At 64.9% G+C, this 18635-nt stretch carries 18 protein-coding genes; 8 read left to right on the top strand and 10 right to left on the bottom strand.

What is annotated here, in order from left to right; translation table 11 throughout:
• Window positions 1-54 precede the first annotated feature (54 nt).
• Window positions 55-645, top strand: a complete 591-nt coding sequence (locus PCJ49_RS12865) for a RecX family transcriptional regulator (RefSeq protein WP_269911259.1) — start codon at window positions 55-57, stop codon at window positions 643-645.
• A gap of 10 nt (window positions 646-655) precedes the next feature.
• On the opposite strand, the gene PCJ49_RS12860 is transcribed toward PCJ49_RS12865, so the two are convergent.
• On the bottom strand, window positions 656-1432 hold the full coding sequence (locus tag PCJ49_RS12860) for a dihydrofolate reductase family protein (RefSeq protein WP_269911258.1): 777 nt from the start codon (window positions 1430-1432) through the stop codon (window positions 656-658).
• 262 nt (window positions 1433-1694) lie between these two features.
• Here PCJ49_RS12860 and PCJ49_RS12855 point away from each other — a divergent pair, with 262 nt between their 5' ends.
• A complete protein-coding gene (locus PCJ49_RS12855; protein WP_269911257.1) occupies window positions 1695-2372 on the top strand; it encodes a hypothetical protein in 678 nt (225 codons plus the stop codon).
• Between the two features lie 158 nt (window positions 2373-2530).
• On the top strand, window positions 2531-3298 hold the full coding sequence (locus tag PCJ49_RS12850) for a transporter substrate-binding domain-containing protein (RefSeq protein ID WP_269911256.1): 768 nt from the start codon (window positions 2531-2533) through the stop codon (window positions 3296-3298).
• A 216-nt stretch (window positions 3299-3514) separates the two neighbouring features.
• Here PCJ49_RS12850 and PCJ49_RS12845 read toward each other — a convergent pair whose 3' ends face one another.
• Window positions 3515-4177, bottom strand: coding sequence for a sulfite oxidase-like oxidoreductase (locus tag PCJ49_RS12845; RefSeq protein ID WP_269911255.1), 663 nt, complete (start codon window positions 4175-4177; stop codon window positions 3515-3517).
• Window positions 4178-4497: 320 nt separating this feature from the next.
• Here PCJ49_RS12845 and PCJ49_RS12840 point away from each other — a divergent pair, with 320 nt between their 5' ends.
• Window positions 4498-6831: a mechanosensitive ion channel domain-containing protein gene (locus PCJ49_RS12840; RefSeq protein WP_269911254.1), complete on the top strand. Its 2334-nt coding sequence runs from the start codon at window positions 4498-4500 to the stop codon at window positions 6829-6831.
• A gap of 23 nt (window positions 6832-6854) precedes the next feature.
• Here PCJ49_RS12840 and PCJ49_RS12835 read toward each other — a convergent pair whose 3' ends face one another.
• From PCJ49_RS12835 to PCJ49_RS12825, 3 genes are all read right to left on the bottom strand, one after another.
• Window positions 6855-7451: a hypothetical protein gene (locus tag PCJ49_RS12835; RefSeq protein WP_269911253.1), complete on the bottom strand. Its 597-nt coding sequence runs from the start codon at window positions 7449-7451 to the stop codon at window positions 6855-6857.
• A 97-nt stretch (window positions 7452-7548) separates the two neighbouring features.
• The gene (locus tag PCJ49_RS12830; protein WP_269911252.1) at window positions 7549-8661 is read right to left on the bottom strand and encodes a M48 family metallopeptidase; all 1113 of its coding nucleotides are present in this window, start codon (window positions 8659-8661) and stop codon (window positions 7549-7551) included.
• A 24-nt stretch (window positions 8662-8685) separates the two neighbouring features.
• Window positions 8686-9963: a DUF898 family protein gene (locus PCJ49_RS12825; protein ID WP_269911251.1), complete on the bottom strand. Its 1278-nt coding sequence runs from the start codon at window positions 9961-9963 to the stop codon at window positions 8686-8688.
• Window positions 9964-10299: 336 nt separating this feature from the next.
• On the opposite strand from PCJ49_RS12825, the gene PCJ49_RS12820 reads away from it, so the two are divergent.
• Together PCJ49_RS12820 and PCJ49_RS12815 are read left to right on the top strand one after the other, a co-directional pair.
• Window positions 10300-11358 carry a Fe(3+) ABC transporter substrate-binding protein gene (locus tag PCJ49_RS12820; RefSeq protein ID WP_269911250.1) on the top strand — a complete coding sequence of 353 codons (1059 nt, stop codon included), beginning with the start codon at window positions 10300-10302 and terminating at the stop codon, window positions 11356-11358.
• A gap of 148 nt (window positions 11359-11506) precedes the next feature.
• Entirely contained in the window at window positions 11507-12439 is a 933-nt protein-coding gene (locus PCJ49_RS12815) for an alpha/beta hydrolase (protein ID WP_269911249.1), read from the top strand.
• Window positions 12440-12489: 50 nt separating this feature from the next.
• Here the strand turns inward: PCJ49_RS12815 and PCJ49_RS12810 are convergent, their stop codons facing one another.
• The 3 genes from PCJ49_RS12810 to PCJ49_RS12800 form a co-directional block, all read right to left on the bottom strand.
• The gene (locus PCJ49_RS12810; protein WP_269911248.1) at window positions 12490-13905 is read right to left on the bottom strand and encodes a DegQ family serine endoprotease; all 1416 of its coding nucleotides are present in this window, start codon (window positions 13903-13905) and stop codon (window positions 12490-12492) included.
• Between the two features lie 68 nt (window positions 13906-13973).
• Window positions 13974-14216 (bottom strand): hypothetical protein, encoded by a 243-nt coding sequence (locus PCJ49_RS12805; protein WP_089288805.1) that lies wholly within the window; start codon window positions 14214-14216, stop codon window positions 13974-13976.
• Between the two features lie 171 nt (window positions 14217-14387).
• On the bottom strand, window positions 14388-15023 hold the full coding sequence (locus PCJ49_RS12800) for a MarC family protein (protein ID WP_089288681.1): 636 nt from the start codon (window positions 15021-15023) through the stop codon (window positions 14388-14390).
• Between the two features lie 392 nt (window positions 15024-15415).
• Here PCJ49_RS12800 and PCJ49_RS12795 point away from each other — a divergent pair, with 392 nt between their 5' ends.
• Both PCJ49_RS12795 and PCJ49_RS12790 read left to right on the top strand, forming a co-directional pair.
• On the top strand, window positions 15416-16231 hold the full coding sequence (locus tag PCJ49_RS12795; protein ID WP_269911247.1) for a GNAT family N-acyltransferase: 816 nt from the start codon (window positions 15416-15418) through the stop codon (window positions 16229-16231).
• A gap of 192 nt (window positions 16232-16423) precedes the next feature.
• Window positions 16424-17272, top strand: coding sequence for a lysophospholipid acyltransferase family protein (locus PCJ49_RS12790; RefSeq protein WP_269911246.1), 849 nt, complete (start codon window positions 16424-16426; stop codon window positions 17270-17272).
• Between the two features lie 11 nt (window positions 17273-17283).
• Here PCJ49_RS12790 and PCJ49_RS12785 read toward each other — a convergent pair whose 3' ends face one another.
• Both PCJ49_RS12785 and PCJ49_RS12780 read right to left on the bottom strand, forming a co-directional pair.
• Window positions 17284-17919: a Smr/MutS family protein gene (locus PCJ49_RS12785; RefSeq protein WP_269911245.1), complete on the bottom strand. Its 636-nt coding sequence runs from the start codon at window positions 17917-17919 to the stop codon at window positions 17284-17286.
• 195 nt (window positions 17920-18114) lie between these two features.
• Window positions 18115-18576 (bottom strand): Rrf2 family transcriptional regulator, encoded by a 462-nt coding sequence (locus PCJ49_RS12780; protein ID WP_089288685.1) that lies wholly within the window; start codon window positions 18574-18576, stop codon window positions 18115-18117.
• Window positions 18577-18635: the final 59 nt, after the last annotated feature.

Here is an 18635-nt window from a genome sequence, read left to right as displayed (position 1 = left end):
GCAATTACGGCTGTCACACCGGGCAAGAAATCCGGGCAGGAAGGGTGCGCAACGATGGATGAAATCAGGACCCCGGCTTCACCGGGGCGCAAGATAAGGCGGGTGACGCCGGAATATCTGGACCGGGCAGCCCTGCATTATCTGGAACGGTTCGCCAGTTCCAGCGCCAACCTGCGTCGGTTGCTGTTGCGCCGGGTGATGGCGTCGGCCCAGGCCCATGACACCGATCCGGCACAGGGGGCCGAATGGGTCGAGGCGCTGATCGCCCGCTATCTGCGCAGCGGCCTGTTGAATGACGGGCTTTACGCGGAAATGAAGGCGCGCGGCCTGCAGCGTCGTGGCGGCTCCACCCGCGCCATCCGCCAAAAACTGCGCGCCAAAGGGCTGGAGGATGCCGAGGTGGATGCCGCCATGGGCGAGCTGGAGGGGGCAGAGACAGGTGAGGCCGATCTGGCCGCCGCCATCGCCTATGCCCGCCGCCGCCGGCTGGGCGGCTTCCGCCCAGATCGCGGGCTGGATGCGGATGCCGCCCGCGCGCGGCGCGACAAGGATATCGCCGCCTTGGCGCGGGCCGGATTTGACCTGGAGACCGCCCGCCTTGTCATCAATGCCGATGACCCGGAAGGGCTGCTGGATAAGGACTGACTCTACACCCTTACAGCATCGGCGTTTCGTTCAGCAGATCCAGCACCGCCACATTGCCCAGATTGCGGGTGGCCAGCAGGCGCAGGCGGCGGTCCGGCCCATGCAGGAAATCCGCCGGTCCGGCCAGCCGGGGGGCCGTGGGCTGGCCCAGCAGAAAGGGGGCGATGGCCAGCCGCAGCTGATGGAAGGCGCCGGCCGCCAGAAACTGGGTCAGCACCTGGCTGCCCCCTTCCACGAACAGCCGGCGGATGCCGCAGGCCCGCAGGGCGGCCAGGATGGCCGACACGGTTTCATCGGCCAACCCTACCACTTCCGCCCGTTCCCCCAGCCTTTGCCGCAGCGCTGCCAGCTTTTCCGGCGGGCACAGCACCAGCTTGCGGCCGCCATTGTGGAAAAAGCCGGCATCGGGGTCGATATCGCACGATCGGGTCAGCACCACCTTGGCCGGCTGATCCGGCATCCCGGCGGCGCGGCGTTGGGCCAGCAGTTCCGGATAGCGCACGGTCAGGCGGGGATCATCCCGCCGCAGCGTGCCGGCGCCGACCAGAATGGCATCACAGGCGGCGCGGGCGCCATGCATGTCATGGCAATCCTCCGCACTGGACAGTACCAGCCTGTCGCCATCGGCAGCATCAATATGGCCATCCAGTGACATGGCGACGGAGAGCTGTACCCATTCCATGCCGATATTCCGCCCCTTGTCGTTATGCCAGCGGCGCCAGCATTTGCTGGCTTGGCTACGCCGCATAAGCGGCGCGGCGGCAGTCGCAGCATTACCAACGGTCATGAATGATGACCGTTGGTACTATTCACCCGATCAAGAGTGGTGCCTGCCACCCTGCCTGTCCAGTGCAACGCCGGAAAAAGGCCCCTTGATCCATGCCGGCATATTCTTTGCCTCTGGGGAGCGATCAGCGGTCCATCCATACCAGTAAATCCACAACGCACTGTTGCAGGAAGGGAAACGGGCTGCTAATGAAGAGATCAGCAAAGTATTTGCTGTTTTCTCTATTTCCCCACTCCCTTTGATGCAAGACGGCGGAGCCATCATGCGCCTTGTCATAGGCCTTTTTCTGGTACTTTGTCTTGGCGCTGTGGCGATGGCAGCGGAAACGCCGGTCAGCCGCCGCCAGGGGGAGACGGCCGCCGGCATCGTTTTTTCCTCCAGCGGCATCGGGGTGGAGGGGCAATGGCAGGCCCTGGAAAATCTGGCCCTGCGGCTGGATGGGGTGCTGTTCTTTGTCGACAAGGATTTCGGCATTGCCAATGTCTCCTATGATGGCGATGCTAGGCTGGCTTCCAGCGGGCTGACGCTGGATTATTTCCCCTGGGAAAACCGGGGCTGGCGGGCCAGCCTCGGCGTGCGGGCCAATTTCACTGAACTGCGCGCCGAAGGGATGGCGCGCGGGCCGGTGAATATTGCCACTTATTGGGTGACCCCCGAACAGCTGGGCACGGTCCGTGGTACAGCCCATTTTCCCCGCATGGCGCCTTATGCCGGCATCGGTTTCACCGGGCCGGTGGGGCGGGATGGTTTGCTGGCGGTGATGGATCTGGGGTTGCTTTATTACGGCAATCCCCGGGTGCGGCTCTCGGCCGATGGCACGCTGGCGGGCTATCCCGATTTTGTCAGGATCACCCGCAATGAAGAGGCGCGGCTGGCGCGGGAACTGAAATCGCTGGCCTTTTACCCAGCGGTGAAGCTGGGGCTGCTGTATCGTTTCTGATATGGCAAACCGGAACCGTCCCTTTTATAAACAAAAGGCGTAGGATATCGGGATTGACAGCAGGGCTTTCTTGAACTAACCGCACCGGGTGCTTGTTCCGGTTGGGGGCTTTTCTGATGGCTATTTCGCGTATTTTTACCGTTTTATGCAAACTGGCCATGCGGCGTGTTGCGCCGCTGCTGGCGGCGCTGGTCCTGGGGACCGCTGGTGCCGCCGCTGCCGATGTGGCGCTGCGGGCCGATGCATGGTGCCCCTACAATTGCGAACCCGGTGCCCGGCCCGGCTATCTGGTGGAAATTGCCAAGGCGGCGTTGGAGCCGGCCGGCCATAAGGTCACTTACGCCATGATGCCCTGGACCAAGGCGCTGGCTGCGGTCAAGGCCGGTGAGATTACAGGGGCCCTGGGTTCGGTACCGACCGAGGCGCCGGAACTGATCTATCCGAAATCCCCCCTGGGCTTGTCCCGGCCTACTCTGGTCATCCGGCGGGGCAAGGAACTGGCAGGGCTGAGCGAGAAGAACCTGGACCCGCTGAAAACTGTCCGCTTCGGTTCCATCACCGATTATTTCTACAGCGAGGCGGTCAACGCCTTCATCGATGCCAACAAGTCCCTGCCCAATATGGTGCGGGTATCGGGCGATAATGTCACCGAGGATCTGGTGAACATGCTGATCGAAGGCAAGATCGACGCCATGGTGGAGGACAGCAACGTTCTCGATTACCTGCTGGAATCCAAAGGGTACCGCAACCTGTTCAACTATGTCCCGCTGGGGGAGCCCAGCGATGTGTCCATCGGCTTTTCGCCCAAGGATCCCAATGCCAGGGCCTATGCCGAGCTGATCGACGCCAAGCTGGCGGAGATGCGCAAGAATGGTCAGCTGGTGCAGCTGCTGACCCGTTATGGGATGCGTGACTGGGCGCGCTGATGATAACAATCTCCCTTGATCGTGACCGATCCAGGGAGATTTTACGTTCCCTCAGATGCCGGGCGCTGCCTCCGGCAGCTTGGCTTGCGCGCACATGGGTGCGCGGGCCGGCGGTCGCCGGCCTCCAACCCGCCTAAAGGTCAACCTTTAGGCGGGTTGGTATTATTTGGTCACCCCCCCCCAACCGGGTACACCGGCCGGGGCGGGGGGTGGTGATCAGCCATAGCGCTGTTCGGTCCAGGGATCGCCTTCATTATGATAGCCGCGTTCCTCCCAGAAACCGGGGCGGTCGTCGGCCACGAATTCAATCCGCTTGATCCATTTGGCGGATTTCCAGAAATAGAATTTCGGTACGATGGCGCGCACCGGTCCGCCATGTTCCACGCTCAACGGCTTGCCTTCCCAGCTATGGGCCAGCAACACGTCGGCATCATCGAACACCGACAGGGCGACGTTGGTGGTATAGCCATCATAGGAATGGAAGATCACATGCCGGGCCTCGGCCAGCGGCCGCACGGTGGCCAGGATATGCCGGGCCGACACGCCTTCCCATTGATTGTCATAGCGTGACCAGGCGGTGACGCAATGGATGTCCGACACATCGGTGAAGGGCGGCTGGGTGCGGAAATCGGTCCAGCCCCAGGTCAGTGGATTTTCCACCAGCCCGTCGATGGTCAGTTCCCATTGTTCCAGCGGCACTTCCGGCTGGATGCCCAGATCCAGCACCGGCCAGTTTTTCACCAGCCGCTGGCCCGGCGGCAGCCGGTCGCTGCGCGGGGCGGCGGTGCCGGTCATCAACCGGCCTTCGGCGGCCCATTGCTGCTTGCTCTGCACCAGCTTGGCGTTGGGTACGCCGGCCGGTCCCTCTTCCTGTGCCATGTTTTAAGGTCCGCGGTTGGATAGCTTGGTATTTAACAGCGCCCTCAAACGCCGGGCGCTGCCTCTGGCAGCTTGGCTTGCGCGGGCACGTACCCGCGGGCCAGCGGTCGCTGGCCTCCAAGGGTCATGAGACATGACCCTTGGTACAACATAGCGAGGCACTGCACCCAGGGCGAGGGGGGCCATGGGCAAATGCCCCATGCGCCGCCATCGGTATAGGCCGAATGGTCAGCCCTACACCGCACGGCAGGTTGGCAGTATGAAACAGCCTGTCTAATGTGTCGCCCAAATGATTGCCGCCCGCCGGAGACGCCGTTCCCATGTCCCGCCTTGTTCGCCTGCTGTTGCTCAGCCTGTTCTGCCTGTTCATCATTGCCGGCCCGGCGCCGGCGCAAAGCCAAGCCCCCGCCGCCGACCCTGCCGTTGACGCCAAACAGGTCAATGCCCTGATCCAGACGCTGGAAGACCCGGCCAAGCGTGATGCGCTGCTGGCCCAGTTGAAGGCGCTGCAGGCAGTGGAAAAACAGCGCCAGGGGGCCGAAGCCCCGGCCAGCAGCCTGGGCAGCCGCTTCCTGTCCACCCTGTCCGACCGGGTGGAGGAGGTGAGCCAGCAGATCGCCGAGGCCGGGCGCGCGGTGATCGACACCCCCCATGCCCTGCGCTGGCTGAACCAGCAGGTGGCCGACCCGGTGAAGCGGGATAACTGGCTGCGGCTGGCGCTGCATCTGGCGGCCATCATCGGTGCCGGCTATGCCGCGCGCTGGATCGCCATCTGGCTGCTGCGCCGCCCGCGCAATGCCCTGGGGGCCCGCAACGGCATCCATTGGTGGACCAAGCTGCCGCTGCTGACGGTGCGGCTGCTGATCGATCTGCTGCCCATGGCCGCCTTCGCCCTGGCCGGGTTCGGCGTGCTGTCGGCCAGCGAGGCGCCGCGCGCCGTGCGGCTGGCCTCGCTCACCATCCTCAATGCCAGCCTGATCGTGCAGGGCACCCTGGTCATCACCCGGTTCCTGCTGTCGCCCAGCACGGCCAATCTGCGGCTGGTGCCGGTCAGTGACGAGACGGCGCATTATCTGCTGATCTGGGTCCGGCGCATCGTCATCATCGGTGTCTATGGCTATTTCATCGCCCAGGCGGCCCTTGTGCTGGGCCTGCCGGCCAAGCCCTATGCCGCCGGGTTGAAGCTGGTGGGGCTGCTGGTGACGGTGATGCTGATCATCCTGATCCTGCAGAACCGCCAGTCGGTGGCGGCCTGGATACGGGGTGACCATCTGCGCCCCGATCCGGATCATCCGGAAACCGACCCGGCCGATGCCGCCCTGCAGGCCGTGGTGGCGGGGGAAAGCGGGGGCAGCGACGCCGAACTGGGCGCCCCTGCCGGAGAGCCTGCGGAGGCAGCCGTCGTCAGCCACACGGTCCATCGCGGCCGGGCCGTGAAGGCGGTGCGCCGCCGGCTGGCCGATGTCTGGCATATCCTGGCCATCCTTTATCTGTCGGCCATCTATTTCATCTGGGTGCTGGAGATTGCCGGCGGTTTTGAATTCGTGCTGCGGGCCACGCTGGTGACCGGCGCCATCCTGATCGGCTCCCGCCTGCTGGCGGAGGGGCTGGACCGCACCATGCGGCGCGGCTTCGCCATTTCGCCAGAGCTGCAGGCCCAGTTCCCCGGCCTTGAAAACCGTGCCAACCGCTATCTACCAGTCTTGCACAGGCTGTTGAAAGGGTTGTTGTGGTTCTTCACCCTGGTGCTGCTGCTGCAGGCCTGGGGGGCCAATGCGCTGGGCTGGTTCGACACCAATTTCGGCCAGCGCATCACCGCATCGGCCGTCACTATCTTCCTGGTGCTGACCCTGGCGCTGATCGCCTGGGAGATGGTTGCGGGTGCCATCCACCGCTATCTGAATGCCACCGATGACAGCGGCACCGCCATCCAGCGGTCGGCCCGGATGCGCACCCTGCTGCCGCTGGCCCGCAACGCCCTGATGATTTTGATGATCACCATGGTGGGGCTGATCGTGCTGTCGGAACTGGGGGTGAATATCGCCCCGCTGCTGGCCGGTGCCGGGGTGGTGGGTCTGGCCATCGGCTTTGGTGCCCAGACCCTGGTGAAGGATGTCATCACCGGCCTGTTCATGCTGATCGAGGATACGTTGTCGGTGGGGGATGTGGTGAATGTCGGCGGCAAGGGCGGGTCGGTGGAGGCCATCACCATCCGCACCATCCGCCTGCGCGATTATGACGGGTCGGTCCATACCATCCCGTTCAGTTCCGTCACCACCGCCACCAACATGACCAAGGATTTCAGCTTCTATGTGCTGAATGTCTCCATTGATTATAAGGAGGATACGGATCGGGTGGTCGCCGTGCTGCGCGACATTGCCGACCAGATGCGCGCCGAGCCTGCCTATGCCGCCGCCATGCTGGCGCCGCTGGATGTGGCGGGCGTGGATGCGTTCCAGGAAAATGCCGTGCTGATCAAGGCGCGGCTGAAGACGCGGCCCATCCAGCAATGGAGCGTGGGGCGCGAATTCAACCGCCGTATGCGCATCCGCTTTGCTGAGGAGGGCATCACCATCCCCTATCCGCAGCGCACCCTGCATCTGGGGGATGGGGCAACCCTGATCGGCCCGGCCCAAAAGGCGGGGGAGGGCTGATCGGCGTCCCCCGGTACGGGCCGCTATTTCACCAGACGCAGCAGGGGCAGGCTCTGCCCCGGATGAAGGGCGGGGGCGGGCCCGCGCAGGGGCAGGCACAGGCTGCCCATGGCGAAGCTGGTGGCCACGGCACGCAGGGTGGCCACCAGTTCCGCCCGCATTCCCGGCGTGGCCAGCCGGGCCAGCAACAGATCGCCCACGACCAGCCGGGGCCGCTGCAGCCCTGCCACCAGGGTCAACAGCGCGCGTTCATCCCGGCTCAGCGTGGTGATGCAGCCATTGCCGATTTCCGGCCGGCTGCTGGGATATTGGTGCAACTGTTCCAGCGCATCCTCCCAGCTCAACATGGCATCGGCCCAGCCGCCGGGCAGCAGGCGCTTGAATTCCGCCTCCACCTGATCCCAGCGGAAACGGCCATGGCGCCAGCGCCGCGCCGACCAGAGCAGCAATTGTTCCGGCCGGGAGAGCGAGAAGACGGTGGTGCCGTCAATCCGGTCGGCCAGCTGGCGGGCACGCAGCACATGGCTTTCCGCACCATTCTCGCTCTCCATCGGGAGACCGGACCCTGCCACCGGGCCGATCGCCATCAGATCCGGCCACCATGCCACCTGCTCGCTCATCGCCTGCCTCCTCCGGATTGGCTGCAGATAATCTATTGCGAATCATTCTTAATTACAATGGAGCAAATCAGGGAGCGGGCGAGAAAATGGGGGAAGGTTATTTCTGTTTCTCGCTCTCGGGCGTTTTGGACAGGGTGGCGCAGATGCCTTGCAACGCCCGCCATTCCCGCGCCGTCAGTGCCGGTTCCGCCGCTGGGGGCTGTGGTTCGGGCTGGGCGCGCAGGGTGGTGATGCGTTCAGACAGCTGCGGGTGGCTGCCCAGCCAGCTTTCAAACTTGCCTTCATCGCCGATCCGGGCGCGCATCTTCTCAAACAGCATGGCCATGCTGCGGGCGCTGTAGCCATCCTGGTGCAGCAATTGCGCGGCATAGGCGTCGGCCTGGCGTTCCTGATCCTGGCTGAACCCGGCCTCCACCATCCGCCCCACGGCAACGGCCATGAAGCCGCCGCCGAAATCACCGATCACCAGCGAGACCAGGGTGGAGGTCAGGGTATAGCGCATCACCCGTTCCATGGAATGGCCATACACAATATGGCCCAGCTCATGCCCCATCACCGCCAAGGCCGCTTCGGGGGAGGGGGAGATTTTCAGGATGCCGTCCGTGACCACAATATGGCCGGGCACGGCAAAGGCGTTGGGCAGCTCCACCTTGATGACGCGCAGGCGGAAATCCGGCACCCCGCTGTGGGGCAGCAGGGCGCGCAGCTTGTCCAGCGCCTGTTTGCCCGCCGGGTCCACGCATTCCCGCGCCACGGTGGATTGGGTCAGCAGCATGGTGGCCACATCGGCCACCTGATCGCCCAGCCGGCGCTGCACCCCCTCCGGGATCATCGGGGCCAGGATGCTGGCCAGCATGGGCAGCACGAAAAAGGCCAGCAGCAGGGTGGATAAGGTCGCCCCGCCGATCCAGATCAGGATCGGTACCTCCCGCCGGTGGCGATGCGCCTTTCGGGAACGGCCGCCCGCCTGCTGTAACAGCGCGGTAAAGCGGGCGGCATCGGCCACCAGCAGGGCGGCATGGGCATCCACCGCCAGGGCAAAGCGGGGCCGCCCGTCCGAATCGGCGGGCAGGGCCGCCACGTCACGCGGGTTCCAGCGGTCCAGCTCCCGCCCGTCGGGTTGGGCGATGCGCAGCATCCCGCCATCCAGGTTCAGTTCCACCGGCACCAGCCGGCGGCTGACCCGATCCTCGTAAAAGGCTTCCAGCATTGCCCGTTCGCCTTGCCCGATCTGTCAGATACCGACATCGCCCAGTGCGTCGGCCAACCCTTCGCCCCGGCGGGGGGCTGGCATACCGCGGTTCAGGATATCCTCCGCCGCCTGGATATTGTCGATCAGCAGATAGCGGGCGACCAGCTTCATATATTCCACCGTCGTCCAGACAAGAGTAACGATGCTGATGCCGGCAAAGGCCAGCAGGAAGATGATGATCGGGATGACACTCATGAACAGGGTTGCGGATACTTTGCCGGCTGCCGCCATGGCACCGGCCGCGATCAACCCCGTCAGCATACCGGCGGCAAAGAGAATGCCGATCATGATCAGCCCGGCCACCAGCGGGATCAACAGCAGCCGCCAGGGGGAGACGGGGAAGCTGAAGCTTATCTCCCCCAGCCGGGTGGCGGCGGTGAAGCGGGCCAGCCGGGCCGCATTGTAGAAGGCATAGGCGATGGCGACCAGCGGCGTCAGCGCGATGCCCAGCCCCATGGGCAGGAACAAGGGCATGGGCTGGGGCGGGGGCGGCAGCCCGGCGGCCTGCCATTCCGGCAGGGACTTCGCCCATTCCATCACCGGCCAATAGCCATAGAAGAACAAGGCATAGGCTAGCAGGGCCAGCGCCCAGCAGAGCAGCCAGCGCAGCCACAGCCCCCGGCTGCTGGCATCGGCCGTGAAACCCTGCGTGCCATAAAAGGTGATGTTGGTCCGGTAATTATAAAGCCGCGCCTGCACCCAGGGGTTCAGCAGCCCCAATGTCGGCACCAGCAGCAGATAATAGCCGATATGCACCGCCATGAAGCGGCCCAACGTACCAGCCTGTCCGGCATGGATGCCGCGCCAGACCGTGCGGGTCAGCAGATAGCGCCGCGCGAAATAGAGCGCCATTACCCCCAACACGCCCAGCAGCAGGAAGACACCCCCCTGGAACAGCATCTGCGCCCCGACAGAAGTGGGCGGCACCAGCGTGCCGACCAGACCGATCAGGCCGAAGGCCGGCAACAGGATGACCAGCGCCAGCAGAAAGCCGACAAACAGTTCCTTGGCCCGGCCGGTATAGGCCAGCGGTTGCCCCAAGATGGCGACGGAACCCCAAAGCCGGCGGCGCACATGGGTGCGGGCCCAGAACCGGTAAAAGCCGATGGTGAGGATGGTAAAAAGCAGGTTCTTCAGCGCCAGCGCGAACAGGGCGCTGCGGTTCACCGCCACCACGATCCGCGCCGATTGCCGTACCCCGCCATCCCCCGCTGCCGGTACCGGTTCCCCCTGGTCCCAGCTTTCCTGACTGATCGTCATGCAACACCCCGTTATTGCAATGGCCTGTCATGCCATCCCCAGCGCCATGGATCATGGCGCTGGGGATTTACCTGTTCCCTCAAGTGCCGGGCGGCGGCATCCGCTGCCTTGGCCAACGCGGGGCATGGGACATACCCCTTGGTATCAAGCAATTATTGATGCCGTGATTTTTACCGGTTGCATATTGCCCGTCCAGCTTAAACCAAGTGGCTGTATCGGACAGCGCGCGATCTGCCGAACCGGTGAAGCGCATTTGCGAATTGGTCGCATTCCTGTCTTGACAGCGCTGCCGCAGCACCCGACATATCGCTGCAGAGGATATTGTGACGCAGGAGCATGATGATGGCATTCCAGTCCCGCCGCGCCTTCAACCGCCTGTTGGGCGGCATGATGCTGGGCAGCACGCTGCTGGCCGCCACGGCCGGCACCGCCCTGGCGCAGCAGCAGGAAGTGAACATCTACTCTTCCCGTCACTATGATGCCGACAAGCTGATCTATGCCGCGTTCGAGAAGAAGACCGGCATCCTGGTCAATGTCATCGAGGGCAAGGATGATGAGCTGATCGAGCGGCTGAAGGCCGAGGGGCGTAACAGCCCGGCCGATATCCTGCTGGCCGTCGATGCCGGCCGCCTGTGGCGGGCCCAGGATGCCGGTGTGCTGCAGCCGATCAAGAGTGCTGTGCTGGAAAAGGCAATCCCCGCCGCCTACCGGGAACCGGACGGCTACTGGTTCGGCCTGTCGGCCCGCGCCCGCGTCATCATCTATAACAAGGCGGCGGTGAAGCCGTCGGAGCTTTCCAGCTATGAGGATCTGGCCGATCCGAAATGGAAGGGCCGCATCCTGGTCCGCAGTTCCACCAATGTCTATAACCAGTCGCTGACCGGCTCCATCCTGGCGGCCCATGGGCCTGAGAAGACGGAAGCCTGGGCCAAGGGGCTGGTGGCCAATTTCGCCCGCCCGCCGCAGGGTGGCGATATTGACCAGATCAAGGCTGTGGAAGCGGGGGAGGGCGATATCGCCATCTCCAACACCTATTATTTCGGCCGGCTGGTCAATTCCAGCAATCCCAAGGAACGGGAACTGGCGAAGAAGGTGGCGGTGTTCTTCCCCAACCAGGGGGATCGCGGCACGCATGTGAACATCTCCGGCGCCGGCGTGGTGAAATATGCCCCGCACAAGCAAGCCGCTGTGACGTTCCTGGAATTTCTGGCCACGCCAGAAGCCCAGAAGATTTTTGCCGAGGCCAATTACGAATATCCGGTGGTGGCCGGCATCCCGGCCCATCCGGTGGTCGCCGCCTGGGGCGATTTCAAGCGCGACAGCCTGAACGCCGCCATCTATGGCCGCAACAATGCCGACGCGTTGAAGATCATGGATCGCGCCGGCTGGAAGTAAGCGTGACGGGTTGCTGTTGGGGGGCGGTGCCATCGGTACCGCCCCTTTTTTCATGGACGCATCACCAACCTGAACCATAATTCACCTTTCTTCTTCGCCGCTTCACCCGTACCCTGGCGGGCAATCAGGAAAGCCATGGGGGGATGTGATGCTGGGGCGGATTTTGTTGGGTCTGCTGGCGCTGGTTCTGCTGGTGCTGGGCGGGCTGGTAGCATGGCTTTACACGCCCGACCGGTCACGCGGGGCGGCGGAGGCGCGGTTCAGCCGGGGACCGCAGGATTTCGTCACCGTCGGCGATATGCGCTTCCATGTCCGCCAGGAAGGGCCGGCGGGCGCGCCGGTGCTGGTGATGATCCATGGCAACGCGTCGCAACTGCAAAGCTGGGACGGCTGGGCCGCTGACCTGTCGCGCGATTACCGGGTCATCCGCTATGATCTGGCCGGCCATGGGCTGACCGGGCCGGACCCGGCCGGCAGCTATGGGCCGGAACGCGATGCCGCCCAGTTGCTGGCCCTGCTGGATGCGCTGGGCGTGCAGCGGGCCAGCCTGATCGGCAATTCGCTGGGGGGCCAGATTGCCTGGACCTTCGCCGCCGCCCATCCCGACCGGGTGGAAAAGCTGGTGCTGGTGGCCCCCGGCGGCTATCCGCTGCCCGGTATCGGCTTTGGCCAGACGGTGGAACCGCCCGCCGCCGCCAAGCTGCGGCCTTATATCCTGAACAAACAGACGGTGCGGCTGACCCTGTCGCCGCTTTATGGCGATCCGTCCCGCTTCGGGCCAGAGGCGGTGGACCGTTATTATGAAAGCTGGCGGTCGCCCGGCGTGCGGCAGGCCGGGCTGGACCGTGTCCGCGCCTATCGCATCGAAGACCCGACCGACCGGCTGCGCAGCATCCAGGCACCCACCCTGCTGGTCTGGGGGGAAAAGGACTGGCTGGTCGCCTTCGCCACCACGCCGGCTAAATTCCAGGCAGCCCTGCCCAACAGCCGGCTGGTCAGCTTCCCCGGCCTGGGCCACATGCCGCAGGAGGAAGACCCGGCCACCACCGTGCATGCAGTGCGGGCCTTCCTGGCGGAATAGTTACCCCAATACCAACCACGCCGGGGGGGGGCGCCCCCGGCAGATTGGCATTACCCCCCGACGGTGGTGGTCAGCGTCTGGTCACCGCGCCGGACGCTGATGGTCCAGCGCCGGGTCTGGCCATTCACCGCACCGGTCAGGTCACGCACGCTGTTAATGTCCTGATCATTGACCCGCAGCAGCAGGTCGCCCGGCCGCAGGCCCAGCCCGGCGGCGGCCGAACCGCGCGCCACATCCAGCACCACCACCCCGTCGGATGCGCCTTCGAAGCGGATTTCCTCCACCAGCGCCGGGTTCAGGTTGGCCACCTTGGCGCCGGCCAGCGGGTTGCGGCCGGTCACCACCGTTTCATCCCGCGCCGGGGTTTCCGGCGGGCCGATCAGGCGCAGGCTGAGGCTCTGTTCCTTGCCCTGGCGCAGCACGGTCAGGCTGGTATTGCCGCCCACCGCCAGGGTGGCAACGCGATAGCGCATGGAATCCGGGTCATCCACGGCGCGGCCATTCACCGCCGTCACCACATCGCCCACCTTCAACCCGGACTGATCGGCCGGGCCGCCCTTGCGCACCTGATTGATCAGCACGCCGGCCGGGCGGGAAAGCCCCAGGCTGGCGGCGATATCGCTGGTGACGGCCTGCCCGCCGGCCCCGATCCAGGGCCGCACCAGCTTGCCGCCGCCGCGCACCGCATCCACCACCGTGCGCACCATATTGGCGGGAATGGCAAAGCCGATGCCGATGGAACCGCCCGACCGGCTATAGATGGCGGAATTGATGCCGACCAGCTTGCCATCCATGGAAATCAGCGCCCCGCCAGAATTGCCGGGATTGATGGCCGCATCGGTCTGGATGAAGAAATTATAGTCGGAAATGCCCACGGCCGTGCGCGCCACGGCTGAGACGATGCCACTGGTCACCGTCTGGCCGACGCCGAACGGGTTGCCGATGGCCAGCACCAGATCGCCCACCTCCAGATCGTCGCTGTCATGCATGGCCAGCACGGGCAGCTTTTCCTTGCCCGGATCGATGCGCAGCACGGCCAGATCGACCTTTTCGTCCGAGGCCACGATCTTGGCCGGGAATTCCCGGCGATCGGCCAGCACCACGGTGATCTCGTCACTGCCCTGGATGACATGGGCATTGGTGACGATCAGCCCGTCGGATTCCAGAATGACGCCCGACCCCAGCGAGCTTTCCACCCGTTCCCGCGGGATGCCGCGAAATGCCTCCCCGAAGAAGCGCTGGAACAGCGGGTCTTGCAGCAGGGGCGATACCTGCGTCTGCACCCGCCGCTTGGTGTAGATATTCACCACGGCCGGGCTGGCCTGTTTTACCAGCGGGGCAAAGGACAGGGTGATTTCGGCCCGGTTGGCGGGCGGGGCGCGATCCTGCGCCAGCGCCGGGACGGGCAGGGACAAGGACAGGGCCAGCAGCGGCAGGGCCGCCAGACGAAGGGCTTTATGGGTCATGATGCGCGTCGAATTCCCAAAGATCCGCACCCGTGGCGACGGGGGTTAAGGGGCGGGGACAATGCCGCTCAGCAACGGGCCAGACAGGCTTGCAGTTCCGCGCTGCAGGTAGCCCCCATGCCGAAATCCGTCTTCCGGCTCTGGGCTGATTGCTGATCCATGCAGACATTGTTATCGCGGTTGCATTGCGCAATACAGGCGCGACGCGGATCAAGCCCGTTGGAGACCTCCCGCTTGGCGGGGGCGGCCATGCAACCGGCCAGCATCGACAGCGCGGCCAGCGCGGCAACGGACTTCAGCAACGCATTCATCTTTGTTTTCCCGTCAGGAAAGAAGACCCCCATCCTAGGCCCCCTGCCCATCGCCGCCAAGCGGGATGCGATGCGGGGGGAGAGGGAGAGCGTATTCAACCCATGCGTCTTCCCGCTTTCCCCACCATTTCACTATCAGCAACTTCGGGCTCAGATAGGGCGGGAACAAAATCAGGTCATCCAGCCGGGGAACAGGGCGCGCAGGCCGGCGGCGATGATTTCCACCGCCACGGCGGCCAGCAACAGGCCGGTCAGGCGGTTCATGATGTTCAGGCCGGTCTGGCCCAGCTTGTTGCCGATCGGCACGGCCAGCCGCAGCGTGGCCAGCAGGCCGGCACAGACGGCCAGGATGCAGCCGACCAGGATGGCGAAATGTTCCCAGCCATGGCCGCGCTGCGCCTCGATGATGACGGCGGAGATGGAACCGGGACCGGCCAGCAGCGGCAGACCCAGGGGCACCACGCCGATGGCGGTGCGCTGGCCGGCCTCGTCGGCCTCCTGCACGGTATGTTTCACGGCCGAGACGGTGGCATTCAGCAGCGACAGGGCGATCAGCAGCAGCACGATGCCACCGCCGACGCGGAAACTGGCCAAGCTGGTACCCAGCACCGTCAGCACCGCATCACCCAGAAAGACGGAGCTGACCAGCACCGTGGCCACGGTCAGCACGGCCGACTGGGCGATGGCGTTGCGCTGTTCCCGCGTGCGCCCCTCCGTCATGCCCAGAAAGATCGGGATGGCGGCAAAGGGCGTGAGGATGGCAAACAAGGCAATGAGAAAACGCGAATATTCGGACCAGGCTTCCATGTCGCTTCCGTCGGACGAAGGGCGGAAAGCCCCTTATAGCATGGCTGAACCGGGGAAAAGAAAGCCCATCGACTGGCAAACTGCTGGGCAGCAGCCCCTTTCTTTTGCCGGGTGCCCGTGTCCTGCCGATCACAGGTTCATACCATTTGTTGCGGGAAATCCGTGCGGAACAGCCCGTTTTGTTTGATTGTTTTGGGTCACGCCCATGAAACTTTGATGATCGGGGGTGATACCGCGTAGGAGTTGGTTGACCACGCGCCCGCGCTTTGTGATATGGCAATGTGACAAGGCCGAATAATCCATCCTGGCCCGCCGCTTCTGACAAGGGCGGTGCCCGGACGGGCGGTTCGATGTGCGGCACCGCGTGCCGGCGACCCAGACGATGTGAGAACATGGCTGACATCACCACCGATGCCCTGATTTCCGGCGAGCTTCGCGCTGGCAATCTGGAGGTCCGCCTGGCGGAAACCGCCGCCGAGGTCCATGCAGCCCAGATGCTGCGCTTCCGCGTCTTCTATGAGGAGATGCAGGCCCGGCCGACGCCGGAAATGGCGGCGCAGCGGCGCGATTACGACATGTTCGATCAGCTCTGCGACCATCTGCTGGTGATCGACCATAATGTCGGTGTCGGGGCCAGCGGCGTGGTCGGCACCTATCGGCTGATCCGCCGGGCCGCAGCGGCACGGGCCGGTTCCTTCTATTCGTCGGACGAATACGATATCTCCCGGATTGAGGAATATCCAGGTGAGGTGCTGGAGCTGGGGCGGTCCTGCGTTGACCCCGCCTATCGCAGCCGGGGCACCATGCAACTGCTGTGGCGCGGCATTGCCGCCTATGCCGCGCATTACGATATCAAGCTGATGTTCGGCTGCGCCAGCCTGCCGGGGACCGACCCGAAGGCTTTGGCCCTGCCGCTCTCCTATCTCTATTACCATCATCTGGCCCCGCCGGCCCTGCGCCCGGTGGCCCTGCCGCATCGCTATGTCGAAATGGCGATGATGGAAGAGCATGAGATTGATCCGCGCCGCGGGATTAACGAGGTGCCGCCGCTGATCAAGGGCTATCTGCGGCTGGGCGGTTTCGTCGGCGAAGGGGCTGTGGTGGATCACCAGTTCAACACCACCGATGTTTCCATCGTGGTGAAGACCGACCTGATCACTGATAAATATCTGCGGCATTACGAACGGCGCGGTTCATCCCTGCTGTGATATCAATCTCCCTTGATCGTGACCGATCCAGGGAGATTTTGCGTTCCCTCAGGCGCCGGGCGGGCGCATCCGCGCCCTTGGCTTACGCGGGCATGGGCCCGCGGGCCGGCAGTCGCCGGCCTCCAATCCGCCAAGGGTCAACCCCTCGGCGGATTGGTATAACACCAACGGTCAAAGACAGCGGCGGGCAAGATGGATATCGGATCAACAGGCCGCGGCATTGTGCGGCTCAGCCTTTATGCCATTGTCACCGCACTGGGCATTCCGCTGCAGGTGCTGTTCCTGCGCTTTGGCGGGCCCTATGCCCGTTTTCCCGTCGCCTATCACCGGCTCTGCTGCCGCATCCTGGGGCTGAATGTGGTGACGCAGGGGCGTCCGGTGACCGACCGGGCGACCCTGTTCATCTCCAACCATTCCTCCTATCTCGATATTCCGGTGCTAGGGTCGTTGCTGCCCACCAGCTTCGTCGCCAAGAACGAGGTGGGGGGCTGGCCGCTTTTCGGCCTGCTGGCGCGCCTGCAGCGCACCGTTTTCGTGGATCGCAATGCCCGTCACCGCGCCGATGAACAGCGCGACAGCATCGCCGGGCGCCTGCAGGCGGGCGACAAGCTGGTGCTGTTCCCGGAAGGCACCAGCAGCGACGGCAACCGCACCCTTCCCTTCAAGACGGCCCTGTTCGCCGTTGCCGCCACCCAGGTGGATGGCAAGCCGCTGACCCTGCAGCCGGTCAGCGTCACCGCTACGCATCTGGATGGCTTGCCGCTGGGCCATGCCTGGCGGGCGCTTTATGCCTGGTATGGTGATATGGAACTGCCGCCGCATCTGTGGCAGCTGGCCCGGCTGGGCGGACGCATCAGGGTGCTGGTGGAATTTCATCCCCCGGTCTCCCTGGCCGATTTCAGCAGCCGCAAGGCGCTGGCCGACCATTGCTGGCGCAGCGTGGCCGCCGGCGTGGAACGCGCCGTAAAGGGCCGGGATGAACCGGTGGCCGAGAATGATGATGCGGCACTTCCTGCGGCCTCTGCCACGGCAGCGGGCTGAAGGCCTCTTTATTATTCCCCGCGCCGCCGGCGCAAATAGACGTAATAGGCGCCACCACCGCCATGCTGCGGCTGGGCCTGATGCACGGCCAGCACCAGATCGCGCGTCGGGGTTTCGTGCAGCCAGCGCGGCACCCCGCTGCGCAGCACGCCTTCGCCGCGCGGCATCCCGCCCTTGCCGGTAATCACCAGCAGCAGCCGGCGGCCCTGGGCATGGCTGCGGCGGACAAAGCCGATCAGCGCATCATGCGCCTCGCTCTGTGTCAGCCCATGCAGGTCGATGCGGCCATCAATGGCCAGCCGACCGCGCCGTACTTTTTCATCCGTGCGCTTGTCGATGCCGCTGCGCGCGCCAAGCGCGGTGGGGGCCAGCTGCACCGTCACCGCCGCCTTCTGCTTCAGCGGCACACCGCGCAGCAGATCGGCCAGCCGTTCCGCCAGCGCGGGTGCTGTGGGTGGCGGGGTGGGGGCGGGGCGGGTGCTGGACGAGGGTGTCGGGGCTGGCGCTGGGGCAGCCGGTGTCGGTGGAGCCTCCTCCGCCGCCTTGGGCCGCCGTTTTGCCCCACGCAGGGGCACGGCATCGCGCATCACGGTGCGCCACAGGTCCAGATCCGCCGCACTGGGTTTCTTGCCCCGCCGCTCAGCCATGGCGCACCCTGGCGCCGCGCGGGCGCCTGGACAGGGGGGGCACAGGGGGAAACGGACAGGACAAAGTGGTTTTCCGGCAAGCACAAAGGGGGGCTGCCGCTGCTGGTATCATCGGCAACCCGGCGGGGCAATGTTTCATGCGGCGTTGCGGGAGATGGGTGCCATCTGCCCGATGGCAATGGCGGCTGCGGCAGGTCAGCCGTCACCCAGATGCGGGGGCAGGTGCGCCTGACAGGCCCGCAGCTTGGCATCGAACTGGCGTGCCAGATCCCCCAGCGTCACCTGCCCCAGCCGTGTCAGCAGGGCCGACCGCGCCTCTGCCAGCGCGTCGCCCAGGCTCTGGTTGACCGCCTGTTCCACCAGACAATCGGGATTGTCGGCTGACAGGCCGATGGCGAACAGGTGCGGCTCGCCCAAGGCCCGGTAGATATCCAGCAGGCTGATCCCGTCCAGCGGCCGGGCCAGCACCCAGCCCCCGCCATGGCCCTTTTCCGACCGCACCAGCCCCTGATCACGCAGCCCCGCCATGGTCCGGCGCACCACCACCGGATTGGTGTTCAACATGCCGGCCAGCAGTTCGGACGTGGCGGCACCCTGCAGCCGATCCATATGGATCAGCGCATGGAGCATTCGGGAAAGGCGGCTATCGCTTCGCATCCTTCCTGCTTAACGGAAATCAGTATTCGTAACAAGCAGAGTTGCAAATACCGCCGCGT

The organism is Niveispirillum sp. BGYR6 (assembly GCF_027568365.1).
Lineage (GTDB): Bacteria > Pseudomonadota > Alphaproteobacteria > Azospirillales > Azospirillaceae > Niveispirillum.
Note: the sequence above shows the minus strand (reverse complement) of the source record. Positions and strands in the feature narration are given on the sequence as shown.